This is a genomic window from Rhizobium sp. BK379 (assembly GCF_014193955.1).
Taxonomy (GTDB): domain Bacteria; phylum Pseudomonadota; class Alphaproteobacteria; order Rhizobiales; family Rhizobiaceae; genus Rhizobium.
Map to the genome: position 1 here is coordinate 952,048 of NZ_JACIAD010000001.1, position 24,381 is coordinate 976,428.

At 62.5% G+C, this 24,381-nt stretch carries 15 protein-coding genes; 3 read left to right on the forward strand and 12 right to left on the reverse strand.

Annotated features, from left to right (window positions below):
• The first annotated feature begins 17 nt into the window (after window positions 1-17).
• On the forward strand, window positions 18-914 hold the full coding sequence (locus FHT93_RS04945; protein WP_183846429.1) for a LysR family transcriptional regulator: 897 nt from the start codon (window positions 18-20) through the stop codon (window positions 912-914).
• A 321-nt stretch (window positions 915-1,235) separates the two neighbouring features.
• Window positions 1,236-2,345, forward strand: a complete 1,110-nt coding sequence (locus FHT93_RS04950) for a sulfite oxidase (RefSeq protein WP_183846431.1) — start codon at window positions 1,236-1,238, stop codon at window positions 2,343-2,345.
• A gap of 333 nt (window positions 2,346-2,678) precedes the next feature.
• Here the strand turns inward: FHT93_RS04950 and FHT93_RS04955 are convergent, their stop codons facing one another.
• From FHT93_RS04955 to FHT93_RS04985, 7 genes are all read right to left on the reverse strand, one after another.
• A complete protein-coding gene (locus tag FHT93_RS04955; protein ID WP_113138814.1) occupies window positions 2,679-4,130 on the reverse strand; it encodes an HlyD family type I secretion periplasmic adaptor subunit in 1,452 nt (483 codons plus the stop codon).
• Window positions 4,127-6,271, reverse strand: a complete 2,145-nt coding sequence (locus tag FHT93_RS04960) for a peptidase domain-containing ABC transporter (RefSeq protein ID WP_112546011.1) — start codon at window positions 6,269-6,271, stop codon at window positions 4,127-4,129. Before FHT93_RS04960 ends, FHT93_RS04955 begins: the two co-directional genes overlap by 4 nt.
• A gap of 40 nt (window positions 6,272-6,311) precedes the next feature.
• Window positions 6,312-6,620 carry a hypothetical protein gene (locus tag FHT93_RS04965; protein WP_018114923.1) on the reverse strand — a complete coding sequence of 103 codons (309 nt, stop codon included), beginning with the start codon at window positions 6,618-6,620 and terminating at the stop codon, window positions 6,312-6,314.
• 49 nt (window positions 6,621-6,669) lie between these two features.
• Entirely contained in the window at window positions 6,670-7,902 is a 1,233-nt protein-coding gene (locus FHT93_RS04970) for a GTP-binding protein (RefSeq protein ID WP_018114922.1), read from the reverse strand.
• Window positions 7,903-8,022: 120 nt separating this feature from the next.
• The gene (locus tag FHT93_RS04975; protein ID WP_183846433.1) at window positions 8,023-13,332 is read right to left on the reverse strand and encodes a DUF4082 domain-containing protein; all 5,310 of its coding nucleotides are present in this window, start codon (window positions 13,330-13,332) and stop codon (window positions 8,023-8,025) included.
• Window positions 13,333-13,837: 505 nt separating this feature from the next.
• Window positions 13,838-14,995 (reverse strand): acyltransferase, encoded by a 1,158-nt coding sequence (locus FHT93_RS04980; RefSeq protein WP_183846435.1) that lies wholly within the window; start codon window positions 14,993-14,995, stop codon window positions 13,838-13,840.
• 202 nt (window positions 14,996-15,197) lie between these two features.
• The gene (locus tag FHT93_RS04985; protein ID WP_113148490.1) at window positions 15,198-15,728 is read right to left on the reverse strand and encodes a dihydrofolate reductase family protein; all 531 of its coding nucleotides are present in this window, start codon (window positions 15,726-15,728) and stop codon (window positions 15,198-15,200) included.
• A 331-nt stretch (window positions 15,729-16,059) separates the two neighbouring features.
• Here FHT93_RS04985 and FHT93_RS04990 point away from each other — a divergent pair, with 331 nt between their 5' ends.
• Window positions 16,060-17,811, forward strand: a complete 1,752-nt coding sequence (locus FHT93_RS04990; protein WP_183846437.1) for a hypothetical protein — start codon at window positions 16,060-16,062, stop codon at window positions 17,809-17,811.
• A gap of 53 nt (window positions 17,812-17,864) precedes the next feature.
• Here FHT93_RS04990 and FHT93_RS04995 read toward each other — a convergent pair whose 3' ends face one another.
• The 5 genes from FHT93_RS04995 to FHT93_RS05015 all read right to left on the reverse strand — a co-directional run bounded on the left by FHT93_RS04995 (window position 17,865) and on the right by FHT93_RS05015 (window position 24,026).
• On the reverse strand, window positions 17,865-18,095 hold the full coding sequence (locus FHT93_RS04995; protein ID WP_018114917.1) for a hypothetical protein: 231 nt from the start codon (window positions 18,093-18,095) through the stop codon (window positions 17,865-17,867).
• Between the two features lie 331 nt (window positions 18,096-18,426).
• Window positions 18,427-18,945 carry a hypothetical protein gene (locus FHT93_RS05000; RefSeq protein ID WP_183846439.1) on the reverse strand — a complete coding sequence of 173 codons (519 nt, stop codon included), beginning with the start codon at window positions 18,943-18,945 and terminating at the stop codon, window positions 18,427-18,429.
• 82 nt (window positions 18,946-19,027) lie between these two features.
• On the reverse strand, window positions 19,028-19,663 hold the full coding sequence (locus tag FHT93_RS05005) for a hypothetical protein (RefSeq protein ID WP_183846441.1): 636 nt from the start codon (window positions 19,661-19,663) through the stop codon (window positions 19,028-19,030).
• A 28-nt stretch (window positions 19,664-19,691) separates the two neighbouring features.
• The gene (locus FHT93_RS05010; protein ID WP_113148486.1) at window positions 19,692-20,285 is read right to left on the reverse strand and encodes a dienelactone hydrolase family protein; all 594 of its coding nucleotides are present in this window, start codon (window positions 20,283-20,285) and stop codon (window positions 19,692-19,694) included.
• Window positions 20,286-20,474: 189 nt separating this feature from the next.
• Window positions 20,475-24,026, reverse strand: coding sequence for a hypothetical protein (locus FHT93_RS05015; protein ID WP_183846443.1), 3,552 nt, complete (start codon window positions 24,024-24,026; stop codon window positions 20,475-20,477).
• Window positions 24,027-24,381: the final 355 nt, after the last annotated feature.

The window sequence follows — 24,381 nt, forward strand, 5'->3', positions numbered from 1 at the left end:
TTCGGGAAACGCGAGAAATGGATACGATCGACGCGTTGCGCCTTTTCGTTGGCATTGCCGAGACAGGCAGCCTGTCCGCAGCGGCTCGTCACGCGTCAGTGGCTACCTCTACGGTCACGGTCGCGCTGCAGCAGCTCGAGGAACGGGCTGGCGTGAGCCTCGTCACCCGCTCCACAAGGCGCTTGTCCTTCACCCACGAGGGACGGCAATTCCTTGCGGACTCGCGACGCATCCTGGCCGACTGGGATGCAGCGATCGTAGGTGCGCGTGGTGCGCTATTGAGCGGACCGATCAAGATCACCGCCCCGCAGGAATTTAGCCAGCTCGGACTGGCGCTGATGGTCGATCGGTTCCTTCTCGAACATCCGGCTGTAAAGATCACACTGCATTTCGCGGACGACGTCGTCGAGTTGGTCGGCAACGATATCGATGTCGCCCTGCGCTTCGGCCCTTTGAATGACTCGAGCCTGATGGCGCGTTTGCTGCTGCGAGGCAGCAGAGTCGTGTGCGCATCGCCGGCCTACTGGAATGCGCGAGGCGTTCCTCGCAAGCCGGATGATCTCACGGAGCACAACTGCCTTGTGCACGCACGCCCCGACGCTGCCTCCGCCGCCTGGCCTTTCCTGGTGGAAGGCAAGCCGATATCGGTCCGTGTTCAGGGAGATCGCGTTGCCAACGACAGCGGCGCCCTCCGCGATTGGGCACTCGCGGGACGCGGCGTAATCAGGAGGGGAGCCCTGGGTATCCGGAACGAATTGAGTACCGGCCAGCTTGTAACCGCGCTTGATGTATTTTCAGTCGGGGACGCGAACCTGTATGCCGTTACGACAGGACAATTGCGCAACCAGAGGGTCATCGCATTCATCGATTTTCTCGAACAACAGCTTCTTGCTGCCTATCCCGCCGTACGCTGATGACCTACGTGGATTGATTTCCGCGCGCTCACAGTTCGGCGGGGCGATACGCCTCCGAATGCCGGCCGATTCCCGCTTTGACGGCGACCTTGTCACCAACGATCGAGAACCCGAATATATCCGCTTCTGGCGCAAGCCGATCAGGACCGCCGCCGGCCCCTTTGCTGCCGTTCGAAGTCGATCCGAGCAACGTGCGGCATGTGCTAGGATGCCGCACGAATCCGAAATGCGACAGGCGCGCTGCGAGGGGCAGTGTTATCGTAGCGGAATTCGCGCGACCGAGAGCCGACATTGTGTTCTTCAAAGGGGAAGACGAGGAAGATGCCGACAGCACAGCAACCCAGTCTGATAGTTCGACAGAAATCACCTGAAAACATCGAGTTTCCGTTTGCGTCGCTCTCCGATTGGCTGATCCCAGCCGAACTGTTCTTCGTGCGAAACCATTTCCCGTCGCCGGACCTCGATGCGCGAGAGTGGAGATTGCGCATTGATGGGGCGGTGGAGCGGCCGATCGAACTTGACCTCGAAAGCATCAAGGCGATGCGGAGCACGAGTTTGGCCGCCGTCGTCGAATGCGCAGGCAACGGGCGCGTCTACTATGAGCCGCCGCGGGAGGGGTTGCAGTGGCAGAACGGAGCCGTCGGCAATGCCGCCTGGACAGGTGTTCTTCTGCGCGAGATCTTGGAGATGGCGGGCGTCAAGCAAACCGCATGTGAGGTTCTGCTCACAGGCGCCGACAGCGGCGTCGTCGACGCGAACAAGAAAACGGCCTCTCCCGGCCCCATCGCGTTTGCGCGCAGTTTGCCGCTTGAGAAGGCCATGGCCGACAGCACGATCCTTGCCTATTCGATGAACGAACGGCCGCTGACGCGCGATCACGGCTATCCGCTGCGCGCGGTCGTGGGCGGCTGGTTCGGCATGGCCTGGGTCAAGTGGATCACGCATATCACGGTTGTGGAGCGACCCTTCCTTGGCTACTGGCAGGCGCGCGACTATTTCCGTTGGGAGCGCGGCCTCGGCGAACCCACGCTGGTCCCGCTTGCGCAGATGGAGGTCAAATCGCAGATCGCGCGTCCCGTACAGGGGGCGCATCTCATCGCCGGCCAACCGCACCGGATTTTCGGAGCCGCCTGGAGCGGAGAGGCTCCTATCCGGCAGGTGCAGGTCTGCACCGGAGATGGCAGGGGCTGGCGCGAGGCAAGGCTCCTCGAAACAGAACGTCCCTTTGCATGGCGCTTGTGGGAGTACATGTGGACCCCTGAAGACGTGGGGCAATATACACTGCGATCTCGCGCGACCGATGCGGCAGGGTGCGTGCAGCCCGACGTCCAGCGTTCCGACTGCGAGAGCTACGTGGCCAATTGGATCATTCCGGTGAAGGTTACGGTCGTTCCCGAGCCGAAGACCTACGAAGAGGAATTCGTGATCTGATCACCCGGCTTGGGGGAATGCCGGCTTTTGGCGCAACTGCGACCCGCGTTGTCACTCGAGTTCGCTTTGGACGCCGACGCCCGCCTCAAATTCCCCTCATCCCTGTGCTCGTCACAGGGATGAGGGAGGGTGGGGCAACGCCTCGTCCCTCCTGCAACGTTGGAGATCCGGAAGGCGGTGCGGCAGATTTTGCCTTTTCCGCGGGGCCGAAGGACGGTCGATACCCGCCCCTTACCCCCAAAAACAGGTTTGGGGGCAGCGCCGTGAGCGGCGGCGCGCCCCCATCCCATGGCGTGTGCAGAAGGCCCCTCGCCTGCACCGCCGGCGGACCTCTCAGTTTGGTTCGCGGATCGCGTCATCCAGCCCGCGCAGGAGCGGGTAGAGGAAATAGGACATCACCGTCCGGTTCCCCACCTTGATTTCCGTCGAGACGGTCATGCCCGGCAGCAGCCGCACCGGCACGTCGGAGACGTTCAGCCTTGTATCGGCGAGCAGGATGCGCGCCTTGAAGAAGGGTGCGGCCGGCGGCTGGGCGGTGGTGGCGTTCGGGTCCTGCTGCTGGCCGGTCACGAACGTGTCCTGGCTGATCGTGCGCACTTCGCCCGAGGCCGTGCCGTATTTCTGGAAGGGATAGGCATCGAGCTTGATGCGGGCTTCCTTGCCGACGGCGATGCGGCCGATGTCGCGGGTGTTGATCGAGACTTCCGCTTCGAGCGGCACGTTGATCGGCACCAGTGTGACGACCGGCTCGGCCTCGCGCACGACGGAACCGACCGAGCGTTGCGCCAGATCGAGCACGACGGCGTCTGCCGGCGCGGTCAGCGCCACCATGTTGCGGCGCAGCTCCATCTTCTTCTGTTCCTCCCCGGCCATGTCGCGCTGGCTGCGCAGGTCGACGAGCTGTTCCATCGCGGCGCGTCGGAAATCCTCGACGAAGGCCTGCCGGTCGGCGCGCAGTTTCGCATAGGCATGGGCCGCTTCGTCGGCCTTGCCGCGCACGGCGGTGATATCGGCCTCGACATCGAGGCGGGCGTCGCGCGAGCCGAGCATGGTGAGCAGCGAGCCGCTTTCCTTGTCATAGAGCTTCTTTCGCGTCGCCTCGATCTGCGCGAGGTTGTCGCGCCGGTCGTTGAGCACCGCTTCCTGATTGCGGTTTGCCGCAATCACTGACGATTGCCCGGCGATCTGCTGGTCGAAATTCTGCAGCTGCGCCATGTAGAAGGCCCGCCGCTGGCCGAAGAGCTGCACCTGCAGCTGCTCGTCCGGCGTATTGCCGGCGATCTTTGAATAATCCTCGCTGGTCAGCTCCGCCTCCAGCCGCTTCACCTGGGCGTCGAGGGCGGAAAACTTCGCCTTCAGCTGCCCGACATCGGCCTGGCTGAAGGTGGCGTCGAGCGTTGCCAGCGTCTGGCCGGCATGCACCACCTCGCCGGCCTTCACGTCGATCGTGCGGATGATCGAGGTTTCGAGCGGCTGCACGACGATGGTCGGCTGCGTGGTGACAAGCTTGCCGGGTGCAATCACCACCTCGTCGATGGAGGAGACGGACGCCCAGGTGATGGCTGCGGCAAGCAGTGCCGTGACGCAATAGAGCGTCATGCGGGCCACGCGCGGCGGCGCGCGTTCTTCCAGTTCGACGGCATCGGACTGGAACTCCGCAATGACAGGCGGCAGCGGCGGCCGGGCGACAAGCGCCCCGCCCTTGCCGGACCGGCCCTGTTCCGGTGGCCCCTTCTCGGAAGGGACAGGCATGTTTTCGTCGGATTTTCTGACATGGGCGTTCATGCGACCTGCCTCATCTGCTGGGCCCAGAGATGGCGGTAGGTCATGCAGCGCGACACGAGCTGATCGTGCCGGCCGATATCGGCGACCTTGCCGCGATCGATGACGAGAATGGCGTCGGCATCGACAAGCGTCGAAAGCCGGTGCGAGACGATGATGACCGTGCGCCCGGCAGCGATGCGGCTGAGATTGTCACGGATGATCGCCTCGCTGTCCGGGTCGAGCGCGCTCGTCGCCTCATCGAAGATCAGGAGCTTCGGATCGGTGATCAGTGCACGCGCGATTGCCAACCGCTGCTTCTGGCCACCGGAAAGGTTGGCGGCATTTTCCTCCAGCATCGTGTCGAAGCCGCGCGGCAACCGCTCGATGAACTCTTCCGCACCGGCGATGCGGGCGACCTGCATGATCTCCTCGATACTGGCATCGGGCTTGGCGGCGGCGATATTGTCGCGCACCGAGCCGCGGAACAGGAAATTATCCTGCAGCACGACACCGATGCTGGTTCTCAGGTGCACGAGGTCGATCTCGCGGCTGTCGTAACCATCCATCCGCACCAGCCCCTCCTGGCTCTGGTAGAGCCCCTGGATGAGCCGGGTGATCGTCGTCTTGCCCGAGCCGCTCTTGCCGACCACGCCGAAGACGCAGCCTGCCGGAATGGCGAAGGAGACATTGTCGAGCGCAGGTGCTGCATCCGGCGCATAGCGGAAGCTGACGCGGTCGAATTCGATGCGGCCATGCAGATGCGGCCTGACACCACGGCCGCGTCCCGCCTGCTCCGGCCGCTGGTTCATGATCTCGCCGAGCATGCGCACGGAGAGCGCCACTTCCTGATATTCATGCACCATGGTGACGATCTGCACGAGCGGCCCCGAAACGCGGCCGGCGAGCATGTTGAAGGCAACGAGCGCACCGATCGTCATCGTACCCGAGAACACGTCGAGCGCTCCGAGCCCGATGATCGCGACACTCATCAGCTTTTCCAGAAGCCCCGTCAGCGACTGGGCGATGGTGGAGATCTTCTCGACGCGGAAGCGCACGGATATCGACTGGGCCGAATAATCGTCCCACACCTTGCGCTGGCGCGGCTCAAGCGCCAGCGACTTGACGGTGCGCATGCCATGCACGGTTTCCACCAGCAATGCCTGCCGGTCGCCCTCGGCCTGGTAGAGCGCCTTCAGGCGGCGCTGGAACGGGCCGACGAGCATCATCACCACGAGCCCGACAAGGGCCGCGAAACCGAGCACCACGAGCGTCAGCTTGACGCTGTAGAGAAGCAGGATCGGCACGAAGACGAAGAGCGACACACCGTCGAGAAGCGTCAGGAACAGGCGGCCGGTCAGGAATTCGCGGATGCGCCCCGTCTGCTGCATATGCTTGACGAGAACGCCGGCCGAGGCCTGCTCGAAAAGCGCGATCGGAAGGTTGAGCAGATGGCCGAAAGTGCGGGTAGCGACGCGGATGTCGATCCTGTTCGTGGCGTAGAGCAGCAGGTAGCGGCGCAGGAAGCTGAAGGTAGCGTCGAAGATCAGCGCGATGCCGATACCGACGGTCAGGACGGTCAGCGTCGCATAGCTCTGGTGCACCAGCACCTTGTCGATGACAAGCTGGAAGAACATCGGCGTCATCAGCCCGAGCCCGTAGAGCACGAAGGCTGCGAGCGCGACATCGCGGAAGAAGCTGCGCTGCTTGATGATTTCAGGCACGAACCATCGGAAACCGAAGGGCCGGTCCTCATCCGACATGCGATAGTTGCGCTTGAGCAGGATCACCGAGCCGAGCCAGGCCTTGGCGAACTGCTCTTCGCTGAGCATCATCACCTCGGCGCGTGAGGCCAGCGGGTCGAGAACCCGGATCCGCTCATCCTCGCCCTCCCCGATAGCGCCGGCGATGACCACCCAGTTGCCGTTGGTCAGTTCCGCAAGCACGGGAAAAGCCTCGCCGAGCTGGAACAGGCCGCGCCAGGTGAGATCGAGATGCCTGGCCCTCAGGCCCGCATCCTTTGCCATGCGCAACAGCTGCCGCACGGCGACGGGATCGTTGCCGACGGCATAATCGTGCTGCAGCCGCTCGGGCGCAAGATCGACGCCGTGATGGCGCGCGACGAGCGCAAGACAATGCAGGTTCGTATGCAGAAATCCACTCATGGCCCACCCGAAACAAAAGAGACCGAGGCTCTACTCGCTGTCAGTTGAAGTTCGGCGAGGCGTTCGAAGCGCCGGCCTGCGTCGCCTGGATATCGGCCGCCGCAGCAGCGGACATGTCGCCGATGCGGCGAACCGCGCCCGCTTCGACGAGGCCGCCAAGCGCCTTCTGCATGAGATCGACCGCATTGGCGAAGGCGTCGACCGGCATGATGATACGCTGGCGGAAGACCGGCTTCGGATTGTTGTTGGCATCGCGGTCGGTCGCCGACAGCGACATCAGGTCGATGCGCACGATCGTGCCGGTGATGGTGATTTCGCCGATGCCGTCTGCATAAAGTTCGTTGCTCATTGTTCTCTCTCCCTCTGGTTGACGTCAAAATTGTTGGCCGGAAGCGGCTTCACACCTTTCGGCCCGATGCATGCATATCGTGCTGCCAGGCCGGAAACGGATCGCAAAGGCCGATGGCGCTCTCCGGGTCGAAACCCGTCTCCTCCCCGGTCAGGCAATCGTCGAGTGCCGCGCGGATCGCCGCCTCGTCGAAGCCGGAGCCGATGAAGACCAGCTCCTGGCGGCGGTCGCCCCAGACCTCGTCCCAATGCCTCTCGATCAGCTGGCGGAATTGCGGATGGCGCGGCCACTGCGCCTGCGGCACCGAGGCCCACCAGAAGCCTCTCGTCCCGATCCGGCATTGCGTGCCGGCAATCGACAAGAGGCCGATCTCGTCCGGCCGCGTCGCCAGCCAGAAATGGCCCTTCGCCCTGATGATGCCGGCAAGCGGCGCTTCGAGCACGCGGGCAAGCCGCGCCGGATCGAAGGGCCTGCGGCTGCGATAGACGAAGCTCGAAATGCCGTATTCCTCGGTCTCCGGCACATGGCTGCCCCAGCCGAAGAGCTCCTTGTGCCAGAGCGGATGGCGGGCAGCCTTGGCCTCGCTGAAAAGGCCGGTATCCATGATCGCAGACAGCGGCAGCTGGCCGAAGACAGCCTCGATGACGCGCGCATCCGGATTGAGCGCCGCGATCACCCGGCGCACCTCCGCAAGCGAGGCGCAGGGCACGTCGCCCGCCTTGTTGATGACGACGACATCGGCAAATTCGATCTGCTCGACCAGGAGCTCGACGAGCTTGCGCTCGTCATCGCCGTCGCGCCGCTCGCCGCGATCGGCAAGGAACTCGGCGCTCTGGTAATCGGCGAGAAGATTGACCGCGTCGACGACGCAGACCATCGTGTCGAGCCGGGCCACGTCGCAAAGGGCCGCCCCGCTCTCGTCACGGAAGGAAAAGGTGGCTGCGACCGGCAGCGGCTCGGCAATGCCCGTGCCCTCGATCAGCAGGTAGTCGAAACGGCCGGCGCTCGCCAGTCGCCGCACCTCGCTCAGGAGATCGTCACGCAGCGTGCAACAGATGCACCCGTTGGTGAGCTCCACAAGCGTCTCGTCCGTGCGCGAAAGGTCTGCACCCCCTTCGCGCACGAGATCCGCATCGATGTTGACCTCGCTCATATCGTTGACGATGACAGCAACGCGACGACCCTCACGATTACTCAGTACATGATTGAGGACAGTCGTCTTGCCGGCGCCGAGAAACCCGGCGAGGACGGTAACCGGCAATCTGTTGTCTGTACGCATCATCGATATTACTCGTTACACAGGCTTGGTCTGACATCCCCGCGGCCTCTGGAGCGCGCACCGCGCTCCAATTGTATTCACGCAATTCCAGCAAAACCGCAGCGCGCTTTTGCTGGAATTGCTTTAGGCCGCGAGTTGCGGTTTGAATCCCACATCCACATAGTAGTTCGTGCTGTTGTAGCTGCTGGTCGGGAACAGCCCGCCCGAGCCATAGGCATAGACGCCGTTATTGCCCGATGGCGCCTTCAGGTCGCCGTTGGTCACGTCGCTGCCGAAGTAGTTGCCGGTCGCCGAATAGTTGCCATTGGTCGAGTAGGAAACGACGTAGGTCGTGTCCGCCTGGATGGCGATCTGCTGGGTGAGCTGCGCGGTCTGCCAGCCGCTTGCCGTCTCGTTGTTGAAGGTGACGCTGCCGAGCAGAGTGCCGGACGCCGTCCACAGGTAGCCATTGTGCGAGCCCGTATTGTCCGCGCCCTTGTAGAAGCGGATGGAGGTGATCCAGCCGGCGGTATCGGCCTGGAATTTCATGCCGAGATTGACCGGCTGGTTGTCGTTGACGGAGACGACCGCAGGCGTCGCATTGGCGGCAAAGAGGTTCTGCTCCGGTCCTGCGGCCGGGTTGTTGACATTGAGCGCCACCTGCGCCGAGGACGTGCCGCCCTTGCCGTCCGATATCGCGTAATTGAAGCTTGCCGGCCCCGTGTAACCTGCCGTCGGCGTGAAGGTCACCGTCTGGGCCTGGGCATTCCAGCTGACCGAGCCGTTGACCGCACCGCTGACGCCGGTGATCGTGAGCGCATCGCCATCGGCATCGCTGTCGTTTGCAAGCAGCGCCGAGGCCTGGATGGTGACGGGCGTGCCGGTGCTGGTGGTGAAGCCGCTGTCATTGGCGGCAACCGGCACCGTGTTCTGCGCACCCTGCTTGTAGAGCACATCCACCCAGTAATTGGTGGCATTGTAGGACGAGGTCGGGAACAGGCTGCCGCTGCCATAGGCATAGACGCCGTTGCCGCCGCTGATCGAACTTGCCGGCGCCGTCAGCGCCCCGCTCGTATGATCCGTCGTGAAGTAGTTTGCGGTCGCCGAATAGAAGCCGTTGGAATGGTAGCTCGCCACATAGGTGGTGCCGGCCGTGACATTGATCGGCTGCGAGAAGGAAACCGTCTGCCAGCCGCTCGCCGTCTCGTTGATGAAGCTTGCCTGGGCGAGAAGCTGGCCGCTCGCCGTCCACAGCGAGGCGACATGCGTGCCGGTATCCTCGGCGCTCTTGTAATAGGTGAGCCCCGTGATCTGGCCATTGGCCGAGGCGATGAACTTGACGCCGAGCTCGACCGAGTTGGGATCGTTGGCGGCGGTTACACCCGACGTATCGGCGCCGGTAAACAGGCTCGTCGTCCCGCTGTCGGGCTGCGAATTGACCGTGAGGTTGACCGTGGCGGAAGACGTGCCGCCATGCCCGTCCGAGATCGAATAGGTGAAGCTTGCGACGCCGGTATAACCCGAGTTTGGCGTGAAGGTGACGCTGTTCGTCTGGCTGTTGAAGATGACCGTGCCGTTCACCCCGCCGCTGGCGCCGGTGATCGAGAGCGGATCGCCATCGGCGTCGGTGTCGTTGGCAAGCAGGCTTGCCGCGGCAATCGACAGCGCGGTGTTGGAATAGGTCGTATAGCCATTGTCGTTGGCGGCGACCGGCGCCGAATTTGATGTCGACTGGTTGAAGACGACATCCACCCAGTAGTTCGAGGACTGGTAGCTCGATGTCGGGAATGTCGTGCCCGATCCGTAGGAATAGACGCCGTTGGTGCCCGCAAGGCCCGTCAGCGCGCCATTCGTATGGGCGGTGCTGAAATAGCCCGATGTCGCCACATAGCTGCCGGTCGTGTGGTAGGAGGCGACATAGGTCGTGCCTGCCGTGATCTGCAGCGGGCTGGAGAAGGTCGCGGTCTGCCAGCCGGAGGCCGATCCATCCCCAAAGGTCACCGTCGCAAGCAGCGTGCCGTTCGCCGACCAGATCGAGCCGGTATGCGGCCCGGTATCGCCGGATGCCTTGTAGAAGCGGATGCCCGTGATCGTGCCGCTTGCCGAGGCCGAGAACTTCATGCCGAGTTCCAGCGCCGAATTTTCCTGGATGCTGCCGCCCGTCGGCCCCTCATTGGCGGTAAACAGGCTCTGGCCGGCCGGGCCTGGGTCGACCGTGAGGCTGACATTGGCCTGGTCCGTGCCGCCGCGCCCGTCCGACAGCGTATAGGTGAAGCTTGCCGGGCCGGCATAATTGGCAGCCGGCGTGAAGGTGATGGTGCCGGCCTGCTTGTTGAGGGTGACCGTGCCGTTGAGCGCATTGCCGACGGCGCTGATCGTCAGCGCATCGCCATTGGCATCGGTATCGTTTGCCAGAAGCGTGGCGATCGAGATCGTCAGCGTGCTGTTGCGCGAAATCGTCAGGCCGCTGTCGTCGCCGGCAACCGGCACGCTGTTCGGCCCTCCATCGAAGACCACGTCGACCCAGTAGTTGGACCCGCCGGGGCTGAGGCCCGGGAATGTCCCGGCATTGTCGCTATAGGCATAGACGCCGCCGCCATCGACAACCTTCAGCGAGCCGCTGGCATAGGTGCTGCCGCTGCCGAAATAATTGTCGGTGACGGAGTAGAAGCCGTTGCTGTGATAGGAGGCGACATAGGTCGTGCCCGCCGCGATCTGGACGGGCGAGGAGAACATCACCGTCTGCCAGCCGGAGAGCGATTCATTCGTCGATACGCCTGTTGCCAGCAGCGTCCCGTCGCTGGACCAGAGGCTGACGACATGATCGCCGATATTGTAGAAGCCCTTGTAGAAGCGGATGCCCTGCACGGAACCGGCGGACGTCGCCTGGAAGCGCAGGCCGAGCTCGACCGGATCGCGGTCGATCGCGACTTCGGTCGCCGGCTTTTCCGAAAGCGTCCAAAGGCCCTGCGTGGTCGGCAGCTTGACCGTGACCTGCTTGCCGGCCGACGGCGCCTCCAGATTGACGCTGTCGTCGACGGCGCGCGACATGATCGTATAGGTGCCGCTTGCCTGGACGACCCAGTTGAAGCTCCAGCTCTCGCGGCCGGTCGCCTTGAACCAGTGCTGGCCACCATCGGTGGAGACTTCCACGCCGGCAATGATGCCGCCGCCGAAATCCTGCGCCGTGCCTGTGATCGTCACGTGCTGGCCCTCGAGGAAGGAGGCACCGACGATCGGCGACGAGATCGTCGAGGTCGGCTTCAGCGTGTCGGTCGATTGGGTCGCGAGGATCAGGCTCGCATCGAGCGTGGTCGGCTGGATGCCCATGTCGGCAAACATGTTGACCATCGCCTGCTGCACGTTGCGGTCGGTCGAGGTCGCCGGACCCTGGTGATTGTCGCTGAGGCCCCAGGACCAGAAGACGGTGCCGGCGCCGAAGACCAGCGCGCCGCTTGCCGCCCGGTACATGGTGAGGCTGTGGGTGGCGACGGCCGAACCGACCGTTGCGCCGTAATCGCGCAGATAGGTTTCCACCGAGATCGACGAAAGCGACAGGTTGATGAGGCCATCCGGCCGGAAGCCGTTCTCGACATCGGAATCCCACTCGTAGCCGAGCAGGTTCTGCACCAGATTGTAGGTATCGCCCTCGTTGATCTGCGAGACATCCGTATTGCGCCAGAAGCGCAGCTTCGAATAGTCGTAGGGGATGGAGATCGTATCCTGGCGGTAGCTGTCCACCTGGAACATCGTGCCCGTCAGCGAATTTTCCGGCTCCTGCCCCGGATCGGCATAGCGCGGATCGCGCCACGTGCCGGTGCCGACATTGCTCGGATCCGAACTCGTGCCCCAGGTCTCCTTGTAGCAGACCATGGTGCGGTAGGCCTGGCCGCTGCCGTCGATGCTGCTTTCCCAGCGAACCTTCCAGTAGCACTCGTTGCCGCTCCAGAAGGCAAGGTTGACGCCGGCATCGCGGGCGGCCTCGACATTGGCGCGCTGTTCGGCAGACCAGTATTCGTCATGGCCGACGGAGAGATAGGCATCGTGGTTCAGCAGCAGCGCGCCGTTGCGCGTCGCATCGACGCCGGAAATATAGGAGACGTCGTAGCCGTTCTGCTCCAGCCACGAAATGGCCGAGGATTCGACGCCGAAAATGTAGTCGTGGCTGCCGCCGATCGGGCTCGTGTTGGTGATGATCGGACGGTTGTAGCTGACGGCCGAGGCGCGGCCGATTGCGGTCAGGCCGCAGCTGCAGTTCGGCGGCAGGTAGCCGATCATGTCGGCGGGATCGACAGGCACTTCGCCGTAGTAGAGGCTGGCGCCGCCCCAGGCATTATAGGCCTGCCATGTCGTATCCGAGGTCTGGAAGACGATATTGCTGGTCGAGGCATCGTCGCGCACGACGAAGGGAATGATGCTCGCATCCTCGACACCGTCCTCGCGCACCAGCTTGGCGAAATAGACGCCAGAGACGAAATCGGTAGGGATCTGCCAGCTGGCCGACACCGACCAGTTGCCGCAATCGATGAGGCCGAGCGACATGTCGACGATCGGATGCGGCTGGATCTGCGCCGTGGTCAGCTGCTGCTCGATCGAGTCGACCTTGCGCGCGCCGGCTCCGCCGTAATAGCCCATGCGGTAGATATCGATGCGGTAATGGGTGGAATCCGTCGCGATCTTGAAATCGACCGTTCCGCCGATATTGGTGCTGATTTCGGTGGCAAAGCCCTGGATGGTGCCGTTGCCGTCACCCTCGATGCCCCATTCACTGATGGGGTTGCCCTGCTTCATGTTCTCGAGCGCGATCTTGTTGAGCGTCGGAGCAGCGGCAGCCGCCGGCGCAGGGGCTGCGAGCGCAACCGAGCCTACGGGGGTCTCGGCCGAAACGCTCTCGCTCGGCTGCACCGAGATGGAGGCTATCGAGGTCTGAAGCTGTATCGACCTCGCGCCGGAACCGGCGGCAGGATCGGTCGGAGACGTGGTCGGGCTTGACGCGCCGGCATCGCCGGTAACGCCCGTCAACACGGGCGCCAGCGGCAGCGTCGCGGCCTCCTGGTATGGGTCCGGGCCGAGCACGGTGCGCTCTGTCGTCGTGGTTGTCGTCTGCAGCGCCGGCAGGAGCGACGCGGTCTTGGTCGACGTGTCCTGCGCGCCGCCATCGCCTGAAGGCGCTGATATTGCGCTCGGCGGTATCGAGGCCGTCTGCATGACGCCCGATGAGATCGACGCAGAAGGCTGCGTGATACTGCCTGTGAAGGAGGACGGGACGACGGCGCCGCCCGGATCGGTAAAGCTGCCCTGATTGGCAAAACTTAGGGAACCATCGGTACTCGTTGATGATACGACAGTCGCGGTTCCCAGCACTGCGCTCCAGGCTGACGGTACACGACAGATACTCAACGCTCCACCATATATGCTCAGGTACTCAAGACTACTAACCCGAATTCTCCGCATATGCGGCGTCCCCTTTCCCGTCCACCAGCCTCCTGGACCTGCCCCTCAACCGGCCCCACGAAGCAGTATTTCAAGACACCCATTCTGGCAGTTTTCGCGCGGGACCGTACGACAGCAATCAGGGGTATGCGGGTGGTGCCTCCCTACGTCCATATGATGATGCTTGCGCATGCTCGCGGGGCTTGGCGGCGGGTCTGCCTCGCGCAGGACGGGTTCGGAAAAGGTATTGCAGGGGCAACGGGATGGCGGTGGGGATGGCGGTGATGCCAAGGAGACGGCCCCTACATTTTCCGAGGTGCCGTGCAGCCCCCTCATCCGACCCTTCGGGCCACCTTCTCCCCGCCGGGGAGAAGAGGGAGCAAGCGGCGGAGTCTCATGTAACGAATAGGGCTTTGACAGGAAGCGGCGCGCGGCGACTCTGTCCCTTCTCCCCGGCGGGGAGAAGGTGGCCCGAAGGGCCGGATGAGGAGGCCACGGCCACCGACGTCACCACCCCTAGCCGCCGCTACCGTCCCACCCCTTCCACGGCCGCCACCGGCGCAATCGCCGCCCGGCCCTCCCCGGTCGCCCTGCCCGTCAGCGCAAAGCGCCGCAACGACAGCACGGGCTTCTCGACGACGTGCCAGGAAACGGCAGCGACGCAGAGCACGATACCAATTGTCACCGCCGTCAGCATGACGACGCCGGGGATCGTACCGACGAAGAAAGACGGCGCCAGGAAGATCGAAAGCTGGATGAACGGCACGTGGTAGAGATAGACGCCGTAGGAATAATCGCCGCGCCCGAGAATCTTCGGCAACGGCAGCCGCGACAGGCCGGCATAGATCGTGATGTAGGTGAGAACCGGGATCAGGATCAGGCGGTTTGCGACGCTTTCCGTGGCCCGCGTATCGAGCACGATCATCGCGATCAGCGCGACCGCGACGGAGATCGAGAAGAGCGCCCTGCTCATCGGTATCCGGCCCCTGAACTGGTAGGCGAGCACGCCACACAGGAAAGCCGTGATCAACTGGGCGCCGCGAATGACGAACAATGTATGGAGGCCGTATCCAACCCCTGGCCTGACCGGCACAAAATGTTCGATCGCAAGACCGGCGATGAGGAAAGCGGCAAGCAGCAGGAACGTTGCCGTCTGTCGTCGCACCACACCCGTTATCATCATGAATGCCATGATGATGTAACAAGTAATCTCCCAGGGAATGGTCCAGAGCGCGCCATTGACCTGCTGAATGGGATTGCTGGTGAAGACGCCGGGCAACTGCAACTGCACCATGCCGATGATGTTCATCAGATAGGCCAGGAAACCCGCATCGGTGAAGTATTCGCCAAGCGGCAGCGTGGTGACGGCCGGGCCGATAATGAAGGCGCAGATCAGGATATCGACCGCGAGAGCAGGAACGATACGCAGAGCGCGATTGAGCAGGAAATTCGCCAGATCGAGCCGCTGGGCGCTCGCCGTAATCAGAAACCCGCTGAGCGCAAAGAACATCGGCACGAGGCTATATTCGAAAAACCACAGAACCGGGCCGTGCGCAGTTCCATAATAGCCGTCTGCCGTGAGCACATGATAGAAGACGATGGTGAGCGCCAGCGCAAGACGCAGGAAATTGAAACCCGGCGCAATACCGTGATAGCTCGCCAGCACCTCGCCAAAGCTCTTCATCACCCCTCCGCAAAGCAGCCCCACACATCCCTCAGCCCGCCGAATGAAGCGCAACTACGCAGGTGGAAGGAATATTTGCGGATGCATCCTACATCCGAATTTTTCAACGAAGAGTTAGCGAACCCTGCGCGAAAACACAGCTTGTGCGGTATATTTTTGGGACGGACGGGTGCATCCATCTGGACGTGTCAGCCCCCGGGCCTCAGGCCGGAACATAGGTCAGCCTGATCACGTCCTCGTCCATGCGATCGCTCGCCACGAGGCGCAGCCGTGGCCGGGGCGCGGCGAAGAATGGTGTGCCGTGGCCGAGCACGACGGGATGGAAATAGAGCTGATATTCATCGATGAGGCCAAGATCGGTCAGGCTTCGCGCGAGCTCCGATCCGCCAATGCCGATCTCCCCGGCAAGCCTGTCCTTCAGCCCGCCGATGACCGTTTCGAGCCCCTCGCCGACAAGCGTGGCATTGGGGCCGACCGACTTCAGCGAGCGCGACACGACCCATTTCTGCCGGCCCCGCCACGCCGCCGCGAAATCGCGTGCCGCCGCGTCCCACTCGGCGTGGTCCTCGTCCCAATAGCGCATGATCTCGTACATGCGGCGGCCGTAGACGATGGCGGCAGCCCCCCGCACGCTCTCGATGAAGTGACGGAAGAGCACCGGACCGGGCGCAAACGCCTGATGATCGATGTATCCGTCCAGTGACACGTTCTTTCCGAAAACAAGCTTGGCCATGTCCTCTCCCTCCTCCGGAGCGCCGCGCGAACGCGGATCTGATTGCGTCATGCAATCAGTTGCAGGATAGCTCCACCGGTTTTAAATCGCAATCGGTTTCCGGGATCTCGATGGGCCGACGACAGCTCGTCGACGCCTCATCGGCAGGAAGATCTGTTCGCGCAGCTGACGGATAGCTGTGAGAGCGGGAATCCGGCAGTCATTTGCCTTGAGTTGCTTCGGTCGTAAATATTAATTCCAGATATAGAAATTCCACCCGAGGTATAATAACGTATAAATCGCAGCCATAAAGAACACATGATATATTTGTTCGGTTTCGACAAGAAATTCAATGGAATACATTCGATCTTTCATTGCGGACTGGTTTGGAACCTGGCAACATTTCTTCGCCTTGTGGGGATGGTTGCCTGCAATCTTGATTGCCGGTCTGATTTCGGGCCTGCTCGACGCCAAACAGGGCGCCAGGCTCGGACAGTTTGTCGGCATACCCCTTATCATGTGGGCGATCGTCGCCCTGACGCATGTAATTTACGCGCTGATATTGCAGTATATCTGGCCGCCCATAGAGGCCCGCCTCGGACCGCTTGTTCAAACGCAGTATGGAACGCTCTACGAGATCCTGGGGCCGGCAACCGGATTTTTTCTCCTGTCCTGCCCATTCGTCGTTCTCGTCTTGCTGCCGGGCGGCGACGGCAGGCTTCTCCGGGTCCTCAGAGTTGTCTTCGGAACATGGGCTGTGGTTGCGGGCTGCATCGGATTTTATCTCGCCGCCAACGGGCTGGGTAAAAATCTGGCGACGGCCTTCATCTATGGCGGCGCCATGCTGGGCCTGACGAGCTTCGACATATCGAAGCTGAACACGATGGCGACGCGCTATTCCTCCGAAACCCTGCTGCGCGGCTTCAAGATCCGCCGCATCGAGCGCGCCTGGGTCAAGGACCGGACTGTCGTCGTCCGTTTCGGTCTTTTCCTCGCCATCTTCGCCCTCTTCTGGTTCGGGGTCGTTTTGAGCGAGGCGGTGCTCACCACCTTCTATTCCGCCGCGATCAGCGGTCTTCTGACGATCATCGGCTTTGCAGCCCTGGTCTTCACCTTCATCTACGAAGCCATCCCGACCATGCGGCTGAGGCGCGAGGTGGCGGCGGACACGCGCTCCGTGCAGCAGGCGGCAACCATCGCCGTCGTTGCATCGATCTTCGGCCTGATCCTGACGAAAGGCGAGCTGGCCTTGGGCGCTCCGAACCCTGACATGATGGGCTCGATCCGCGCCGGGCTTTTCGTCTGCGCCTTCGGCGGCCTCGTCCTGGCGACAGAGACCGTCATGATGCTGTTCAGGCTGGTGGCGACGGTGCTCGCCGACCTCGGCAATGCCAATGCCCCTGCTACCGTCATCTTCGATGAATCGCGCACCCCTGACGTCAACAGCGCGACATCGGAAACAGCGACCGGACTGTCCGAGTTGCGCAATTGCCTTGAGGACCGTGGCTGCAACGTCATTCCGCTGGCGGATGCTCCCTGGGAGAGCCTGGCCGGCACCCGTCGCCTCATCCTGGTGATCCCGAGAGTGAACCAGATGCTCGGCAATGCTCTCTTCCAGGGCTATGCGCGGGTCATCGAAGACGGCAATATCCTGCTGATGCTGACCGACCCGCAGGACTGGGAACACAAGCGCGCCTTTGCGCAGCATTTCGGCTTTTCAGAACCTCAGCTCGTCCAGGGCGAGAGCTGGCTGCCGGTGCGATGCGCCGAGGCGGATGGCTCTGCAGGACGGTCCATCGGCGCCGTTCCGACCCCGCTGATCTTCCCGCAGGATGCCGGCGAGATTTCCCTCTTTGAACTGGCCTCGGGGGAGCCGGATGCCAACGGCCTGATCACGACCCAGTCCGTCGCCGTGGCGCGGCGGCTCGGAAATGGCTGGGTGGTCATCGCGTCTTCCGTGCCGGCCTTCCAGAATGCTCAGCTGCAGCAGAGCCGTGACTTCCGCCTCGTGCATGCGCTATTCGACCAGTTGATGCAACTCCTCCCCGAGACCCGGCCTTCGACCCTTGCGCCCCGGCGCCTGACGCCGAGGCTGGTGCATTGATGTCAGCGACCCGGCGACCGAAGAATTTGCTGCACATTCCTGCGCGACATGCCCTAGGTATCGGCAAGCCTGAGTTCGATAAGCTCACGCGCCAGCTCGTAGGTTCCGTCCTCGTCGTCGCCGGAGGCCTCGTCGATCATGTCGGCGGCGGCGCGGTAGACTTCGCGCTCTTCCTCGGGAGAAAGCAGGCCCTTGTTGCCAAGCACGGAGATGAGTGAATTCAGGACGGCGGCGGCCGATAGTGTCATTGCCTCGGACGTGAGACGCGTGGACTCTGCAGACATTTTACCCTCGATCGATAGAAGAACGCCTAAACAATACGTTGGGCCTTCAACAAGTTCCAAGTCGAGGTTACAGATCCGGCCCACCGCGGTATCGGGTTGATCTTATCGCGACAATAATGTCTGCACCACCCCCGAGGATTGCAAGAATTGGGCTAATCCGTCTAGGTAGATTTTATCTTGTGGATGTCATCATTTCGGCGATCCTGCCGGGGAGTTTTACCGCCATGCAACTTGGTTGACCCACACTGGCACAGCAACTGATAGTAGATTTAGAATTCGCTTACGCTGTTCTTGTTCGGGGGCGTTCGCTCTCCCTCCCCGGTGACATGCCTCACACTCCATCCTGACCGGGCAGCCCGCCATCCAGCCCCTTGGCAAACGCCTCGAAGCGCTTGTCATACGCTCCGAACGCCCCCTCCCCATCGAAAATACCCCAGTATTTCCGGAACGACGGCTTCTCGATCTGCCGCCTGAGAAATGTCTCCCAGCCCGGCCAGAAATGCTCTGCTATCTCGGGCGTCTTGTGCCGTTCCAGATAGGCGCGCTCGAAGATCGAGATCATCATTTCGTAGAAAATGTCCCGCCTGACGAGGTCGTCGGGCGAGAGGTCGGCGGGTTCTTCCTGCCAGGGGAAGATGCCGAGATGGGGGTATTCGACGGAGAGTTCGAGCAGCCGGTGATAGGCGTCGCTGATCGTCAGGTAGGAGCTGTTGAACTCCTGCTCCTTCGCTCTCACATGCTCGCGCCGCGCCTTGATGAGCTCGACGACGCCGGCGACGATCGCGACGAAGGTGCCGACGGCCGTCAGCAGCGAGATGAGATCGGCATAGTCGAGCAGCGCATTGTGCATTGGCGCAGGCTACAGCTTCAAGTCGGCAGGTCAATCGGGACGGGCCGAAGGCCGTGAAGGCCGGGGATTGTAGGCAGCCTCGTCATTCGAACTTGCCGCCCGCAATCCACTCATAGGTCCTGGCAAAAATGGATCTTTTGTCTGCGGCCGGCGCAATGGTTGCGCTGAGCATCAGCTGCTCTTGCCCATGTCTGGCAATGACGGGATCTGCATCCTTGCTGAGCGCGAAAATCGCCGCCCGCGCTTCGGGCGTGTCGATCGCCCCGAGCGCATAGGCGGCCTTTCGTGCGAGGACGCGGTTCTCATCCCACTCCAGATAGCTGGGCACCCATCGGGTGGCCCAGTCCAGATCTTCGACTGCGCGAGGCGCTTTCAATGCCGCAAGCGCAAGAACGATGTCCTCGTGCCTGTAGTGCCAGTCTTGCCGCAGCAGCGTGAGAAGTACATCCACGCTTTCGTCGTTAAAACCGTAGACATGACCGACCAGCAGGGCGGGTTCCACATATTCGGGAACTCTTGAGACAAGCGCCTCGACCATCAACGTATTTGCGAGAATTCGCCCATCGCTTGCCTCGCGAAACTCCCTCAGAAATGCCTCCTTCTTGCTCCGCTGCTCTGCGGGCTCGTCGGGCAGAAGTCGAAAAAACTCCCAAATCTGCTCGCACTCTTCATCCGTCATAACTAACTCGTTGTTCAAAATGAGAATTTGAAATTGCAAAGCGCCCCAAGCCGGGAGATTTTCGGGCCTATCGGCCCGTGTCAACGCGGTTCAGGAACGCCCGCACCCTGATCGTCAGCAGCCGGGTCGCATCCGCATCATAGGAGGGCAGCGAGCTGTCGGCGAAATAGTGCTGGTCGCCGGGATAGAGGAAAAGCTCGGCGTCATCGGCCTCCTCCACGATCTCGCGGGCGGCATCGATATCGCCCTCGCCGACGAAGACCGGGTCGTTGTCCATGCCGTGGATCTGCACCGGAACGCTGGCCGGCCAGGGTCCGAAGGCCCACTCGCCGCTGATCGGCAGGCAGGAGTAGAAAAGCAGGGCTCCGCGGGCGCCCGGCCGCGTCTGCGCGAGCTTCTGCGCCGGCAGCACCCCGAACGAGAACCCGGCATAGACGATCCCCGGAGGTAGTTCGTCGGCAAGGCGGACGCCGCGCTCCCGCATGGCGTCGAACCCGGTTGCACCGATATGGGCAAGACCCTCGGCGATGCTCGGAAAGGTGCGTCCTTCGAAGAGATCGGGCGTATGCACCTTGTGACCGGCAGCCCTGATGTCATCGGCAAAGGCGCGCACGCCGGCGGTCAGCCCCTGTGCGTGGTGGAACAGCAAGACCTCGGCCATTGAGAAACTCCGGGTGGGATGATCTGGCGCACGTTCGGCCACTCTACAGGCTCATCACCTCGCCGGGAAGTGCGGACGCGGTACGGAAGGAACCCCGGCGACCCCCGGTGACAAGGCCTCGGGATAAACGACCCGCAACCTCGAGCCAGGTACCCTGGCCACAGCTTCCGCCGCCGCGCCGACACCCATTCACTCGATGATCCCCGAGGTGCGCAGCACCGAAGACAGGATCGATCGTGCCCGCTCGCCCGCAGCCGCCAGCCAGGCGTTCAACGCGGCAGGCGCGGGCTTCTGTTCGGTCTCGTCTGCACAGGACCTGATGTCGCCGGCCGGGCGGGACACCGCTGAATTTGGGCCTGTTCCGTCGCTCTGCGCCTTGTCGGGCGTGCCGCAGGGAACGAGATAGCCCTGCTCCGGATCGACCGCATTCAGCAGGTAGAGATAGGCGAGCGCAGAAGACATGCTGCGTTTGGGGAAATAGGAGGCGAAGCGCGCCGTTGCCGTCGAGCGGTGGGAAAAGATCTGGTAGACGCGCCTCTGCACGAATTGCACCAGCTCGGGATCGTCTCTGCTGACAAGCAGCGCATAGGGTTCGTAGGTCAGATATTCGGCGCCAATCAACTGCTCGACCGCGCAGGGCGTATTGCGGGCGTTCCAGCTGTCGAGCTTGCCGAGGATCAGCTCCCGATCGCCCATGAAGACCGGCCTCAGGCCCGGATTCGGGCTGCAGAACCACTGGATGAGATCCCCGTAATCCTTCATCGGGCAGAAATGATAATCACGCCAGGATCTCTTCTTCTTGTCAGCATCGCTGAGTTCCTTCTTCTCAAGAGGGTTGCAACGCGGATCGGTGACGGCAGCGGATATCAATTTGAGCGGATCGGGCTTCAGCGCGTCGTCGCACAGGACGATCGATTGCGCGGTCTGATCGCCCGACGTATTCGGGCTCGACCCGCAAATCTTGCCCACGGTGCTGATGAGATTGTTCGCCATCTGCTGCGACGGCAGCGGTAGAAAGGATGTCGTATCAGGCAGGATCGAAAGGGGCGCGAGGTCCTTCGCGCTTTGGAGCGCCTTTTCAAGCGATGTCTTGAAATCAGGTGGCAGCTCTATTTCGGGCGATACGCTGGCATCATCCGGCATCGCCTTTTCAGACGATGCCGGGGCGGAAGCACGCGAACCGGGATTGTCGGGCAGCAGCATCGCAATCCTGCGCCTGACCGCCGCCGCCGCATCGAGGAAACGGCAGCGCTCGTAGAGTGCCTTTCGCTGGGGCGGTGCCAGCCCCTTGAAGAAGTCGACCTGGCAGCTCTTGAAGGCAACGTCTGCGGCCGTCGTTGCCGAGACGTAACCGATCACGACATCGCCGGCATAGGTCGTCGCTTCCCGCGAATACCGGACGAGATAGGAGACGCCGGAGGCAAAGACGATCGGCGAGTATATGCTGTTCCAGTCCCGTTTGGAGCGGCCATCGGCATCGTCGCCTGAATCGCCATTGGCGCTGATCGCCAATCCCGAAAAGCGCATGGTCACTGTATCGCAGAGAACCTCGACGGGCTTCTTGTCGCCGACCGTGTCCCCGTTCACCAGCTTGAAGCGTTCGGCCGTCGTGACCGACACTTCCTCGATCGTATATTCGCCGACCGAAAATATCTCGTGGCAGAGGTCCGCCAGATAGCCGATATGATGCGCCTTGCCGTGCCCATCACCGACGAGATAGGAGAACGGCTCGACATTGTCGCGGAAGCCGACGCGCACGTCGCGAGCGAAAACGGGCGTGCTCAGCACGAAGGTGGCGGCCATGAGGACCGCGCAGACAAACTCCGCCTGCTTTCGGTTGATCCGTCGCCGCGTTCGGCTGAAGCCGGGCTGGCCGAGGTTCCAGCTGGCGAGGAATACCAGGACCGTCAGGATGAGCCGGCTCAGCGTATCAGACCGCCGGCTGCATGCTGCGGTCGCAATTGTCTCCGCCCTGAAACAGTCGCCCGGCCAGCCGGGATCCCAGAACCAGCTATGGGCGATGGAGAGCACCAGCACCGAAGCGGCGCAGAGCACCGCATGGCCACGGACCGGCCTTCCATGCGCCCGCGCATCGGCCGCCGCCAGGCATATCGGCACCATGGGGAGAAGGGTGACGGCAAGGGTCGGATAATAGAGGATGAAGGGGGCCGATCCGCCGAAGAGCAGCGAATTGAAATGGTTCGCATTCTGGGCGATGGCAAAGGCCCGCAGCATCGCAACCCCGGTCAGTCCGAGGACCGAGGCGGCGAGCGCCAGCGCAAGGCAACCCATCATCTGCGACAGGCGCGAGGAATTTCTATAGTCCCAATCCTGCTGGGCGCCGACCCAGTCCTTGGTGTCCCACCGGTATTGACGCAGCGAAAAGGCCGCCAGAAGCGGCAGCCAGGTCAGCGAGGCGATCTTCAGGGTTTCGACCAGTGCCGTCAGCAGCACCCCGGCGAGGTTCGTCGTCTCCACATATTGACTGACGAGTTCCTGTGCGCCCTGCCAGGCGCTGGCGGCAAACAGGATGAAGACGGGGATGAGCGAGAGCAGCAGCCCCGCCTCCGGCCCGCTGCCGACGGCATCCGGCCGGTCGGTTTCGAGCAGCAGATCGGCAAGCGCATCGATCGGGTGCGCCAGGCCGGGCTTCGGCGCCCTGGCCGGCCCGCGAAAATCCGGGTCGCGCTCGAGGAAGATCGCCAGCAGCGTCACCAGTTCGAAACGGACCGCCGTCGCGTCCTTCATGACCTGCGAGATATAGTCGTCGAACCGGCTTTCGCTCGCGTCCAGATCGGGATTGTCAGGATTGGCGGCAGTGGCCGGATTGGTGGCCTTAAGATCGCCGGTTTCCTGCAGCCGGCGCTGAAAGCTGTTCAGCAGGGTATCGGCCTTATCGACGAACTTGGCTTCAGTGTCCCGCACGCGGGCTGAAACTTCGGCGCCCGGCCAGCTGCCGCGCGTCGTCTTCGCCCAGACGATCAGGAGCTCCAGCTGCGACAGTAGCGCGAGCAGCTCCCGGGTTCGCGACGTCCGCTTTCCGAGCAGCCACCTGACGCGTGGATAGCCATCGATCTGGGCCTGCCAGTTCTTGCGAAAGTGCCCCAGCATTTCGGCAAGCGAGCCCCTGCCCCTGTTGCGCAAATGCTCCCGGCGCTCGCCGCTGTGCCCCGGCGGTTCCTCCAGCGTGGCGATGAGGCTGCGGGTGGTCTGTTCGATGCGCACGGGAATGCCGGCCGCCCGGTAGGCGCGGTTGCGCAGCCACTCCTCGGCGATCCGCACCGGCGGCAGCAGATCCGCAAGCCCCGCAAAGGCGAAGGCAAGGGTCAGCGGCCATTGCGGACTGTCGAATTTCAACTCGGCAATATCGACGGAAATGCCGGCAACGGGGATCATCTGCGTTGCCTGGAAGATCAGCTTGCCGAAAAAGGTCAGCGACACATAGAGGATCAGCATCGCGCCGGCATAGATGAAATAGGCCCTGTGGAGCGAATTCTGGCCACCGAGGTCCGTCGGGTCGAAATCGCGCAGCGCTTCCGAAGTGGCATTGATATTCCGACCCCTCGCCTTGAACCGCGGCCAGGAAAAGAAGGCCACGAAAAAACAGCCGAAAGCGAAAGCGTAAAGGAAAGAGGGATGGAACCGAACGCCCATCATGGGCAGTTGCGGCATGTCGCTGATGGTCAGGCCCTGGTAGTTCCAGAGCGACCACGGGATATCCGCCGGCCAGGGATTATCCATCCGCCTCTCCAGAGATAGTGGCGCTCAAAGGTTCTCACGCGGAACCGGTCAGCGCCGGTGTATCCGGATTTTTCTGGCTAGCAGTTGCCGACATTCGGGTCGCAGGGCCCTGCCACTGCGGCAGGCGGAACGACAGCGACGGTCGATATGCAGAGGCCGATAGCGATGAGTAGTACGAAGATACGCATGTTACCCTCCCTAACTCACTTTATAGTAGCATAATTGAAGAAACAGGGAAAGAGTTTCTGCCGAAAGCGGCAGTCTGGCCCAAGGAAAGACGCTACGAATTAAGGATTTATCGTTTTGTTAGCCAATATTTTGACTTGAGTGGACTACTATCTATCATTGAGTTAGC